The sequence below is a fragment of the Caulobacter sp. B11 genome, assembly GCF_002737765.1.
In the GTDB taxonomy this organism is placed as follows: domain Bacteria; phylum Pseudomonadota; class Alphaproteobacteria; order Caulobacterales; family Caulobacteraceae; genus Caulobacter.
Map to the genome: position 1 here is coordinate 1 of NZ_PEGG01000066.1, position 11,779 is coordinate 11,779.

An 11,779-nucleotide genomic window follows, 5' to 3' on the forward strand; every position below is an offset into this window, starting at 1 on the left:
TCATGCCGGCGCCGTCGACGCGGACGGCGATGCCGACCAGGCCTTCAGCGGCGACGCGGTCGGCCTTCTTGGCGGCCTTGGAAAGGCCCTTGGCGCGCAGCCAGTCGATGGACGCGTCGATGTCGCCGTTGTTTTCGATCAGCGCCTTCTTGCAGTCCATCATGGCCGACGCCGGACTTGTCGCGCAGCTCTTTGACGAGCGCAGCCGTGATCTCAGCCATGGAAAATCTCCATATTCAAATAGTTAGCGACCGGGCTTGATAGCCCGGTCGCATGTCAGGGTCGTTACAGCCGCCACAAGGGGCGACGGCAGGTCAATCAGCTCGCGGCCGGCTCTTCGGCGACGGCTTCGATCGCCTCGGCGGTGGCTTCCTGGGCGGCCTCGGGGGCGGCTTCGGCAACGGCTTCCGGGGCGACGGCGGCTTCAGCCACCGGCTCGGGGGTCAGTTCGCGAGCCAGGGTCGGTTCCATCGGGGCCACCGAGGCGCCCAGATCGACGCCCGACGAGGCCTGGCCGGCGGCCAGACCGTCGAGGACGGCGTCGGCGATCAGGTCGCAGTACAGCTGCAGGGCGCGGGCGGCGTCGTCGTTACCCGGGATCGGATAGGTGATGCCGTCCGGATCGCAGTTGGTGTCCAGGATCGCGATGACCGGGATGTTCAGCTTGCGGGCTTCAAGGATCGCGATCGCTTCCTTGTTGGTGTCGATCACGAACATGATGTCGGGGATGCCGCCCATGTCCTTGATGCCGCCCAGCGACAGTTCCAGCTTGTCGCGTTCGCGGGTCAGCTGCAGCAGTTCCTTCTTGGAACGGCCCGAGCCGTCGCCGCCCAAAACGCCTTCGAGCTCGCGCAGACGCGCGATCGAGCCCGACACGGTGCGCCAGTTGGTCAGGGTGCCACCGAGCCAGCGGTGATTGACATAGTACTGGGCGCAGCGCTTGGCGGCGGTGGCGACGGGGTCCGAAGCCTGACGCTTGGTGCCGACGAACAGCACGCGACCGCCGGCGGCGGCGACTTCACGCACCTTCACCAGGGCCTGGTGCAGGAGCGGAATCGACTGCGACAGGTCGATGATGTGGATGTTGGAACGCGAGCCAAAGATGAAGCGGTCCATCTTCGGGTTCCAGCGATGGGTCTGGTGGCCGAAGTGGGCGCCAGCTTCCAGGAGCTGACGCATGGAGAATTCGGGAAGCGCCATGTGGCCTATAATCCTTTTTCCGGTTGAACCTCCGCGGACACCCCCGTTCCGAACGATTTCGGAGCGGGACCGGAACGGCGACCTCGGGATGTCTCCCCAAAGCAACCGAACGTCCACGTGTGGAATGGCGGCGCAAATAGGCTGGATGGGCGGCAAATGCAAGCCCTAGCGGTCGAAACACGCGGCGAGGGCCGACGATCACGCCCGATTCACCCTGGGTCGGCGCGCTCCCCGCAAGGCCGATGCGCGGATCCGGCTCGGCGCGCGAAAGACCGCCCCCAAGAAATCCGCGAAGACGAATCGCCCAAATGGCCGTCCGGCGCACAAACCTCGGCAGCCCAGGCCTGAGCGAGCGCCGCCCTATGGACCCGACCGACGCCAGGGGCGCGTCCTCCGAGGCGGACTCTGCTCTGGAGAGATGCCCGTCGAGGACGGGGGCAACACCCCAAGACGACGGTAGGGTCAGACGCCTCAGACGTCTTCCAGCAGGGCCACGCCGGGTGCGGTTTTCAGGGCTCCGCGCAGGGCGGCGTCGAGCATGTAGCGACCGGGCAGACGCATCTCGATCTCTCGGCCGCCGCCCAGGGCCGCGATGAAGCTGATTTCGCCGCCGCGCGCCGAACTGGCCGGTTCGATCCGCCGACGCAGGGCGTCGACCTCGGTGGCCGTGGGCGACAGATGCACCCGCAGCCCGGCCACCACGTTCTCGATGGCCTTCTCGATCGGCTCGGCGTCGTCGCCGAAGAACCGCACCTCGCCGTCCCGGGCCTTGGCGCGGACCTTGATCGACACCGCCTTGCCTGGCTCCAGAATGTCGCGACACTTGCGCAGGGCCTCGGGCGGAAACAGCACCTCGTATTCGCCGGTTGGATCGGAGAGCGACACGAAGGCGAAACGCTCACCGCTTTGAGAGGCGCGCTCCTGGCGTCGCCGCACCACGCCGCACATCCGGAAGGCCTCCATGCCGGCCTCCGCCTGGGGGATCACCTCGGTCAGCATCGCCGTGCGCTTGCGGCGCAGCATGCCGACCAGATCCTCCAGGGGTGGCCGGTCAGATAGAAGCCGACGGCGGCCAGTTCCTCGTCCAGCAGGTCGACCTGGCTCCAGGGCTCGACCTTCTTGAGCCGCGGTCGCCCGGCGGCGGTATCGGCCCCGAACAGCGCGTGCTGACCGCCGTGGCGATCCGCCGCGACGCTCTGGCAGTGGGCGATCAGCACATCGGCCGAGGCCAGGATCTGGGCGCGATTCTTGTGGAAGGAGTCGAAGGCCCCTGCCCGCGCCAGGTTTTCGATGGCGCGCTTGTTGACCTGCTTGGGATCCACACGTTCGACAAAATCGAAGATGTCGCGGAACGGCCCGCCCTCCTCGCGCACGGCGACCAGATGCTCCATGGCCTGCAAGCCGACATTGCGGACCGCGCCCAAGGCATAGAGCACCTCACCATCCTCGACCTCGAAGTCGGCGCCCGAGCGATTGACGTCCGGCGCGCGCACGGTGATCCCGAACCGCCGCGCGTCCTGATGAAAGACCGCCAGCTTGTCGGTGTTGGACAGGTCCAGGCTCATCGAGGCGGCCAGGAACTCGACCGGGGCGTTGGCCTTCAACCAGGCCGTCTGGTAGGCGATCAGGGCGTAGGCGGCGGCGTGGCTCTTGTTGAAGCCATAGCCGGCGAACTTGGCCACCAGTTCGAAGATCGAACCCGACTGTTCCTCGGGCACGCCACGCTCAAGGGCGCCGGAGACGAAACGGATCTTCTGCTGATCCATCTCCTCCTTCTTCTTCTTGCCCATGGCCCGGCGCAGCAGATCGGCTTCGCCCAGGCTGTAGCCCGCCAGGATCTGGGCGATCTGCATCACCTGTTCCTGGTAGACGATGACCCCGTAGGTCTCCTTGAGCACCGGCTCCAAAGAGGGGTGCAGCGTGTCGACGGGTTTGCGGCCGAACTTGCAGTCGACGAAGGTGTCGATGTTGTCCATCGGGCCCGGCCGATAGAGCGAGATCAGCGCTGTGATCTCTTCGATCGAGCTGCAGCGCATCTTGCGCAGGGTGTCGCGCATGCCCTGGCTTTCCAGCTGGAACACACCGACCGTCTGGCCCGAGGCGAGTAGTTCATAGGACTTGGCGTCGTCGAACGGCAGCCGCGTCAGGTCAACCTCGACGCCCCGCTTGCGCAGATGTTTGACGGCCCGATCCAGCACCGTCAGCGTCTTCAGGCCCAGGAAGTCGAACTTCACCAGACCGGCGCTTTCGACCCACTTCATGTTGAACTGGGTCGCCGGCAGGTCGGATCTTGGGTCCTTGTAGAGCGGTGTCAGCTGGGTCAGGGGCCTGTCGCCGATGACCACCCCGGCGGCATGGGTCGAGGCGTTGCGATACAGCCCCTCCAACTGCAGGGCGACGTCCAGACAAGCCGCGACATTGCCGTCCTCGTTCCGGGCCTGCTTGAGCCGCGGCTCGATCTCGATCGCCTGAGCCAGGGTCACCGGCGCGGCCGGATTGTTGGGCACCATCTTGCAGAGCCGGTCGACCAGGCCCAGCGGCAGCTGCATCACCCGACCGACGTCGCGCAAGACAGCCCGGGCCTGCAGAGAACCGAAGGTGATGATCTGGGCCACGCGGTCGCGGCCGTACTTTTCCTGGACGTAGACGATCACCTCTTCCCGCCGCTCCTGGCAGAAATCGATATCGAAGTCGGGCATCGAGACCCGTTCGGGGTTCAAGAACCGCTCGAACAGCAGACCAAACCGCAGGGGATCCAGGTCGGTGATGGTCAGGACCCAGGCGACCAGCGATCCAGCGCCCGAACCCCGGCCCGGCCCCACGGGAATGCCGTGCGACTTGGCCCATTTGATGAAGTCCGACACGATCAAGAAATAGCCGGGAAAGCCCATCTTGATGATGATGCCCAGCTCGAATTCCAGTCGGTCCCAGTAGACCTGTTCGTCACAGGCCAAGGTCAGGCCGTCCAGCCGCCGCTTCAGGCCCTCACGGGCCTGGTGAGTCAGTTCCGCGGGCTCGTCCCGGCCGTCGCCCGTCGGGAAGCTGGGGAGGATTGGATCGCGCTTCTGCACGGCGAAGGCGCAGCGGCGCGCGATATCCAGGGTGTTGTCGCAGGCTTCCGGCAGGTCCGAGAACAGCTTGCGCATGTCGGCCTGCGACTTGAACCAGTGCTCGGGCGTGACGCGGCGGCGTTCATCCTGCCCCACGAAGGCGCCGTCCGAGATGCAGAGCAGCGCGTCATGGGCCACGTACAGTTCAGGCTTTGCGTAGTAGACGTCATTGGTGGCGACCAGGGGCGCGTCGTGCTCATAGGCCCAGTGCACCAGCCCAGGCTCCGCCGCCGCCTGTTGCGGCAGACCATGCCGCTGCAGCTCGACATAGAAGCGGTCGCCGAAAACCCGTTGCATTTCGGCCAGGGCCGCGGCGCCCTCGCTGGTCTTGCCCGAGGCGAACAGCGCGTCGACCGGGCCGTCAGTCCCTCCCGACAGCAGGATCAGGCCCTCGGCATGGGCCACGACCTTGGCCCAGGGCACCACGGGCTCGGCCATCTCGCCACTGTCGAGATAGGCCATGGACGAGAGCTCGGAGAGGTTCAGATAACCCCGCTCGTTCTGGGCCAGCAGGGTGATGGTCGGTGTGCGCGCCCAGCGCTCTGACGGCCCCGCCCCGACTCCCGATACGGGCAGCGCGCAGCCGATGATCGCCTGGATGCCGGCGTCCTTGGCGTAGGACGAATATTCGAGCGCCCCGAACAGATTGGTCCGGTCGGTGATTCCGGCCGCCGGCATACCCGCAGCCGCGGCGAGCGCGCCGATCTTTTCAGCCTTGATGGCGCCTTCGAGCAGCGAATAGGCCGACCGCACGCGAAGGTGGACGAAACCCTGACCTTCAGCCCCGGACATGACCCTACCTCACCGAAAAGCGACTCAGGCCACCAACTGGGCGACCGAGCACATCATCCAGACGAAGCTGACGACAGATACAAGCGCCAAAGACTCACGTGCGATCCGGACCATGGGAAGCCTCCAAATATCGTTTCTATTTTGTTCTCTATTCCACTTTTGTTCTCCCCGCAAGATACCCGCGTTCGATCCAGGCAATTGACCCATGCCCTTGGCGTCGGCAGGCGGTTCGAGTCAGATGGGCGCATGCGCCTGATCATTGATACCGACACCGCCGGAGACGACGTCTTCTCCCTCATGCTCGCCCTGCGTCGCCCCGGCGTCACGGTCGAGGCCATCACCATCGCCCACGGCAATGTCGGCTTCGCGCAGCATGCCGAGAACGCCTTGGTGACCCTCGCGGCCTGCGGTCGCGCCGATCAGGTTCCGGTCTATCTCGGGGCCCAGCGGCCCTTTTCTCGCGCGCCGCTAGATGCGGCCTATGTGTTCGGCGCGGATGGCATGAGCGACTGCGCCTTTCCGGCGACGCCCCAGCGCCCCGCTCCCGGCCATGCGGCCGACGAGATCGTACGACGGATCATGGAGTCTCCGGGCGAGATCACCCTGCTGGCCCAGGCGCCGCTGACCAACATCGCCCTGGCCTGGCTGCGCGAGCCGAAGATCGCCCAGGCCTGCAAGCACCTCTGGGTGATGGGCGGCACGGATAACGGCGTGGGCAATGTCACGCCGGCGGCCGAGTACAATCTCTATGTCGATCCCGAGGCGGCCAGACTGGTCATCAATGCCGGCTTCAACCTGTCGATCGTCACCTGGACCGAGACCCTGAGGGACGGGTTGCTCGATCTCGACCAGCTCCAGGCGCTCGACGCCCTGGACACCCCGCGCGCCCGGTTCTTCACCCAGGTCAATCGCGCCTCCCTGGCCTTCGCCCAGGAGACCGAGCATCTGGACGGCAGCCTGCATCCCGACGCCCTGACCTGCGCCGTGGCCCTGGACGAGACGCTGATCCTGGAGTCGGAGATGGCCGTCGTCGACGTCGAGACCAAGGGCGAACTGACCCGGGGCTATCTGAGTGTTTCCCACAACATTCTGCCGGACATCGAGCTGGCGGACCCCGCCCTCAAGCGGCGTCCGCCCAATGCCCGGGTGATCAAGGCTGTCGATCGCCAGGGCTTCTTCGCCGCGATGCGCCAGGCCCTACTCTGAGCCCGGCCTAGAAGGTCTGCGGCACCAGGTGCCCGTCCTTCAGGGCGAAGACCCGGTCCATGTAGCGGGCCAGTTCCATGTTGTGGGTGGCGATCAGGGCGGCGACACCGCGCTGACGAGCCTGCTCGTACAGGGCCTGAAACACCGCCGCCGAATTGGTCGGGTCGAGGTTACCCGTCGGTTCATCGGCCAGCAGCAGCTTGGGCTGGTTGGCCAGGGCCCGGGCGATGGCGACTCGTTGTTGCTCGCCGCCGGACATCTGACCCGGCTGGTGATCGACTCGCGCCGCAAGGCCTAATTGATCGAGCATGGCCGCCGCGCCGCGCCGGGCCTCCGCCTTGGACTTGCCGGCGATCTCGGCCGGCAGGGCCACGTTCTCAAGCGCCGTAAACTCGGGAAGCAGATGGTGGAACTGGTAGACGAAGCCGACCGTCGTCAACCGAACCTTGGTTCGCTGGCGCTCCGACAGCTTGGAACAGTCGCGGCCGTCCAGGGCTATGATCCCGGCGTCGGGCTTTTCCAGCAGGCCGGCGGCATGCAGCAGGGACGACTTGCCCGAGCCCGAAGGCCCGATCAGCCCGACGACCTCGCCGGGATAGACGTCCAGATCGACGCCGCGCAGCACATGCAGCGCCCCGGCCTCGGTGACATAGGTGCGCTCGACCCCGCGCAGGGACAGGACGGGATTACGCTCGGGATCACTCATAGCGAAGGGCCTCAACCGGATCGAGACGCGAGGCCCGCCAGGCCGGCGGCAAGGTCGCCAGAATGCTCATGACCGTGGAAATGGCGACAATGATCGCCACCTCCGTCCAGTCGATCTTGGCCGGGATATGGGCCAGGAAATAGATGTCGGCGCTGAACACCGCCGTGCCGGTCACCCATTCGACGAAGCGCTGGATGGCGGCGATATTGGCGCAGACCACCACGCCCAGAGCCAGTCCCGCCAGGGTGCCGGCCACGCCGATCGAGGCGCCGGCCATCACGAAGATCCGCAGGATCGCCCCCTGCCCGGCGCCGATGGTTCTGAGAATCGCGATGTCGCGCCCCTTGTTCTTCACCAGCATGACCAGGGCCGAGATGATGTTGAGCGTCGCGATGGCGACGATCATGAACAGGATCAGCCGCATCACCTTGCGCTCCACCTGCAGGGCGTTGAAATAGCTGTTGTTCTTATCCATCCAGTCTTGGACGAAGGCGCCCGGACCGCTGGCCTGCTCGATGACGGGTTTTATGGCCTTGGCCTTGTCGGGATCGACGAGCTTGATCTCGATATAGTCGACCGCCGTGTCGCGGCCAAAGAACAGCTGCGCCTGGGGCAAGGCCATGTAGACGAAGCTCTCGTCGAACTGGCTCATTCCGACGCTGAAGATGCCGCCGACCGTATAGTCCTTCTCACGCGTCGAGGTGCCGAAGGCCGTGGCCGGGCCCGAGGGCGAGATCAGGGTGATGGCGTCGCCGACCGAAAGGCCCAGATTGCGGGCCATGCGGTCGCCGATCAGCACGATGTCGCCGCCGTACTCGCCCTGGCCGAACCCCTCGATCGAGCCGCGCTTGATGTTGTCCGAAATCATCTTCATGCCGCGCAGGTCATCTGGGGTCACGCCGCGCACAATGGCGCCGGTCACCTGGCTGGGACCGATCACCATGGCCTGAGCCTCGACCATCGGCGCGGCCTGGGTGACGCCCGGCACCGCCCGGATCCGGGAAATCACCCCAGAACGGTCCGGGCCGTTGATGAGCGGCCCCTGAGCATAGACATGGCCGTTAAAGCCCAGCAGACGCCCCAGCAGCTCGCCGCGAAAGCCGTTCATGACGCTCATCACCGTGATCAGGGCGAAGACCGCCATGGTCACGGCGGCGAACGAGATGATGGCGATCAGGGCGACGCCGCCGTTCTTGCGCTTGTTGCGCAGGTAGCGCCAGGCGACCGTACGCTCCCAGCGTCCAAACGCCCCGCCGGCCGCCATCAACCGGCGGCCTTGGCCGTCAGGCCGGCGATCGCATCTGCCAGCGGCGCGGTTTGACGTTCGCCGGTCTTGCGGTTCTTGACCTCGACCAGGCCCTCGGCGATCCCCTTGGGGCCGACGATCACCTGCCAGGGCACGCCGATTAGGTCCATCGAGGCGAACTTGCCGCCGCCGCGGGCGTCAGTGTCGTCATAGAGCGCGGTCTTGCCGGCCGCGTGGACGGCCTTGTAGACCGCTTCACAGGCCGCGTCGCAGGCCGCGTCGCCGACGCGCAGGCTGATGATGCCGACATCGAACGGCGCCACGGATTCCGGCCAGATGATGCCCGCCTCGTCATGGCTGGCCTCGATGATCGCGCCCAGCAGACGCGAGACCCCGACGCCGTAGCTGCCCATCTGCACCATGTGGTCCTTGCCGTCGGGACCGGCGACCAGGGCCTTCATCGGCTCGGAATACTTGGTCCCGAATGAGAAGATGTGGCCTACCTCAATGCCGCGCGCCGACAGGCGATCGCCCTCGGCGACGGCGTTGAAGGCCGCCTCGTCGTGCATTTCCTCGGTGGCGGCATAGAGGGCGGTGCGCTGGTCGACCAGCGGCTGCAGGTCGCCGTCCCAGTCCACGTCGGGACCCGGTGCGCCCATCTCGACCAGGTCCTTGTGGCAGAACACGGCGCTTTCACCAGTGTCGGCCAGCACGATGAACTCGTGGCTCAGATCGCCGCCGATCGGACCGGTGTCGGCGCGCATCGGCACCGCCTTCAGGCCCATGCGGGCGAACAGGTTCAGATAGGCCACGAACATACGGTTGTAGGACTTGCGGGCGCCCGCCTCGTCGAGGTCGAAGCTGTAGGCGTCCTTCATCAGGAATTCGCGGCCGCGCATCACGCCAAAGCGCGGACGCCGCTCGTCACGGAACTTCCACTGCACGTGGTAGAGGTTCTTGGGCAGATCCTTGTAGCTCTTCACCGACCCCCGGAAGATCTCAGTGATCATCTCCTCGTTGGTGGGGCCGTACAGCAGCTCGCGCTCATGGCGGTCGGTGATGCGCAGCATTTCGGGGCCATAGGCGTCGTAGCGGCCCGACTCGCGCCAGAGATCCGCCAACTGCAGGGTCGGCATCAGCAGTTCAATGGCCCCGGCGCGGTCCATTTCCTCGCGAACGATCTGCTCGACCTTGTTGAGCACCCGAAGGCCGAGCGGCAGCCAGGCATAGATGCCGGCGGCCTCCTGCCGGATCATCCCCGCGCGCAGCATCAGCTGGTGCGACACGATCTGGGCGTCGGAAGGGGCTTCTTTCAGCACGGGCAGGAAATAGCGCGACAGGCGCATGGACAGGACGTCTCCGGGAAATTCAGGCGTTGAGATAGCCGCTTGGCCCGCAGCTTGGCAACGCGCGCGGCAAAAAGATGACGGTCCAGCCCAATCAAGTGTGACGCAGGCCGGATCGCCCGATGCGATAGCGCCACGAAGACGACGCTGAGGCTTAACGAAAAGAAGGCCGCGCGGTTCACGCGCGGCCTATCAAGTCATCGTCGGGGAAGACGCCACAGAGCAAGATCGGCGAGCCGACCTCGTGCTGAAACGCTACGCCGGACAAACCCGTGCAGGGGCGCCAGATTGCCGACACCGACCCCAAGCGGCGAGAATCGCCCAAGCCTTGGGCGATCCGTGGAAAATCGAGCGCGGCCCGCCCAAGGCTTGGGCGCCGCCTGCCTAGTAGGCGCGGGCCAGTGGCGGAAGACTGACCAGGTGGAAATGTAGTACCAGCCACAACACGGCGAAGAGGACCGCCGAGACCCAGGTTGTGGTGATGAACTTGCGCTTCAGATTGGGATTGACCGGCGCGCCGGGATCACCGCCGGCCGGCGGTTCAATTCCCATGTCATGATAGCTGCGCACGCCCAGCGGCAGCACGCAGAACAGAGCGGTCCACCAGATGGTCAGATAGATCGCGATCGCCGTAACCGGGCCCATCAGTGATGCGCCTCCTTGGGGTTTCCATCAATTCCACCAGCATGCCGCCCATATCCTTGGGATGCACGAAGATGATCAGCGTACCGTGCGCCCCGATACGCGGTTCGCCCAGCACGGTCGCGCCCTTGGCGACCAGCGCGTCGCGGGCCTCATAGATATTCTCGACCTCAAAGCAGATGTGGTGCTGGCCGCCCTTGGGGTTCTTGGCCAGGAAGCCATGAATCGGCGACTTTTCGCCATAGGGCTCGATCAGCTCGATCTGGCTGTTGGGCAGGTTGACGAAACACACCCATACGCCCTGCTCGGGCATGGCCCACTTCTCAGTGAACGAGGTCGCGCCCAACAGGTCGCGATACATCTTCAGGGACTCGTCGATAGACGGCGTTGCGACACCGACGTGATTGAGCTTGCCGATCATGATCCGCTCCCGGGCGACTATTTGTTCTTGGCCAGACGCCTAACACCGATGCTGCATCGCGAAAAGGGCGGCGGTCAGCCTTGGGGCGGCTGAACTTTGAGCCACCAGAACCGCACCGGCAGCACCGAGATCAGCAATAGGCCGGCGAGGAATCCACCCAGATGGGCCTCCCAGGCGATCCCGATCACCCCGGCGCCAGACACCAGCCCGAAGGTCGCGCCCAGGGCCACGATCACCAGGTTCATCATGATGAAGGAACCGGCCTGCTTGGCCACCGGCCGGGAGAGGATCGGCGCCAGTTCGGCCCTGCCCGGGCCTGTCAGGCGGGCGGACGCGCCCCACAGACCGCAGATCGCGCCCGAGGCGCCCAGCATCGGCACGGGATCCTGCCCATGCAGGCCGAGGAAAGCGACGGCTCCGGCCAGGCCGCAGACCAGGAAAAAGCCCAAAAACAGCAGCCCCCCTAAAGCGTCCCGCCCCAGGCGCTGGGCGACACCGGGACCCAGGGCGATCAAGGCGCCGCAGTTCATGATCAGGTGCAACCACGATCCGTGGAGGAAGATATGGGTGACGGGCGTCCACCAGATTCCGGCCTCCAGGCCCGGCCGGAACAGGCTCCCCAGCACGAGGATCGCCTGCTCTTGCCCCAGGGCGCGACCAACCTCCTGTCCAAGGAAAACCAGCCCAAGAATGGCCGTCAGCACCACGACGGGCCAGGCCTCTGACCACAGGACCGCGATCCCGCCGCCCAGCAGGCCCTGCCGCGCGGGCGGGGCCTCAGGCGAGGCCGGATCGTGATCCTGGGTCACGTTGGCGCTAGACCCGCAGGACCGTGGTCTCGACCACGGGCTTGCGTTCCCAGATGCGGAAGGCCGCCTTCTTGACCGCGCGGGAAATGGCGCTCTCGATCGCCTCGTCCTGCTCGCGTTCATTGCCCTTCAGACGCTTGAAGGCGTTCTCGGCCTCATCGGCCAGATCATCCAGGGCGTCGTCGAGCGGATAGTCCTTGTCCCCGGCCAGGCCCAGGCCGCGAACCTGCGGACCCGAGATGATGCGGCTTTGGCCATCCAGCACGACCGACACCGCCAGCATGCCGTTGAAGGCCGCGTG

8 protein-coding genes and 4 pseudogenes are annotated in these 11,779 nt (G+C 65.8%); 1 reads left to right on the forward strand and 11 read right to left on the reverse strand.

What is annotated here, in order from left to right; all coding sequences use genetic code 11:
* The 4 genes and pseudogenes from CSW58_RS04240 to sidA all read right to left on the reverse strand — a co-directional run.
* Positions 1 to 221: pseudogene (locus CSW58_RS04240) on the reverse strand (elongation factor Ts); the annotation flags it as partial.
* Between the two features lie 97 nt (positions 222 to 318).
* Positions 319 to 1,200, reverse strand: coding sequence for a 30S ribosomal protein S2 (gene rpsB, locus CSW58_RS04245; RefSeq protein WP_099446438.1), 882 nt, complete (start codon positions 1,198 to 1,200; stop codon positions 319 to 321).
* A gap of 471 nt (positions 1,201 to 1,671) precedes the next feature.
* A pseudogene (gene dnaE / locus CSW58_RS04255) lies at positions 1,672 to 5,102 on the reverse strand (DNA polymerase III subunit alpha).
* A 24-nt stretch (positions 5,103 to 5,126) separates the two neighbouring features.
* Positions 5,127 to 5,309, reverse strand: a complete 183-nt coding sequence (gene sidA / locus CSW58_RS16045) for a cell division inhibitor SidA (RefSeq protein ID WP_369825070.1) — start codon at positions 5,307 to 5,309, stop codon at positions 5,127 to 5,129.
* A gap of 39 nt (positions 5,310 to 5,348) precedes the next feature.
* On the opposite strand from sidA, the gene CSW58_RS04265 reads away from it, so the two are divergent.
* A complete protein-coding gene (locus CSW58_RS04265) occupies positions 5,349 to 6,308 on the forward strand; it encodes a nucleoside hydrolase (protein WP_099446440.1) in 960 nt (319 codons plus the stop codon).
* Between the two features lie 7 nt (positions 6,309 to 6,315).
* Here the strand turns inward: CSW58_RS04265 and CSW58_RS04270 are convergent, their stop codons facing one another.
* The 7 genes and pseudogenes from CSW58_RS04270 to CSW58_RS04300 form a co-directional block, all read right to left on the reverse strand.
* A complete protein-coding gene (locus tag CSW58_RS04270; protein ID WP_099446441.1) occupies positions 6,316 to 7,014 on the reverse strand; it encodes an ABC transporter ATP-binding protein in 699 nt (232 codons plus the stop codon).
* On the reverse strand, positions 7,007 to 8,278 hold the full coding sequence (locus tag CSW58_RS04275) for a lipoprotein-releasing ABC transporter permease subunit (protein WP_099446442.1): 1,272 nt from the start codon (positions 8,276 to 8,278) through the stop codon (positions 7,007 to 7,009). The genes CSW58_RS04270 and CSW58_RS04275 overlap by 8 nt, the downstream gene beginning before the upstream one ends.
* Positions 8,278 to 9,606 carry a proline--tRNA ligase gene (gene proS / locus CSW58_RS04280; RefSeq protein WP_099446443.1) on the reverse strand — a complete coding sequence of 443 codons (1,329 nt, stop codon included), beginning with the start codon at positions 9,604 to 9,606 and terminating at the stop codon, positions 8,278 to 8,280. Before proS ends, CSW58_RS04275 begins: the two co-directional genes overlap by 1 nt.
* A gap of 384 nt (positions 9,607 to 9,990) precedes the next feature.
* Positions 9,991 to 10,251, reverse strand: a complete 261-nt coding sequence (locus tag CSW58_RS04285; RefSeq protein WP_099446444.1) for a DUF1467 family protein — start codon at positions 10,249 to 10,251, stop codon at positions 9,991 to 9,993.
* Positions 10,251 to 10,669: pseudogene (gene mce / locus CSW58_RS04290) on the reverse strand (methylmalonyl-CoA epimerase). Before mce ends, CSW58_RS04285 begins: the two are co-directional and overlap by 1 nt.
* Before the next feature lie 74 nt (positions 10,670 to 10,743).
* Positions 10,744 to 11,478: a rhomboid family intramembrane serine protease gene (locus CSW58_RS04295; protein WP_236627645.1), complete on the reverse strand. Its 735-nt coding sequence runs from the start codon at positions 11,476 to 11,478 to the stop codon at positions 10,744 to 10,746.
* 7 nt (positions 11,479 to 11,485) lie between these two features.
* Positions 11,486 to 11,779, reverse strand: a pseudogene (locus CSW58_RS04300) (MBL fold metallo-hydrolase); the annotation flags it as partial.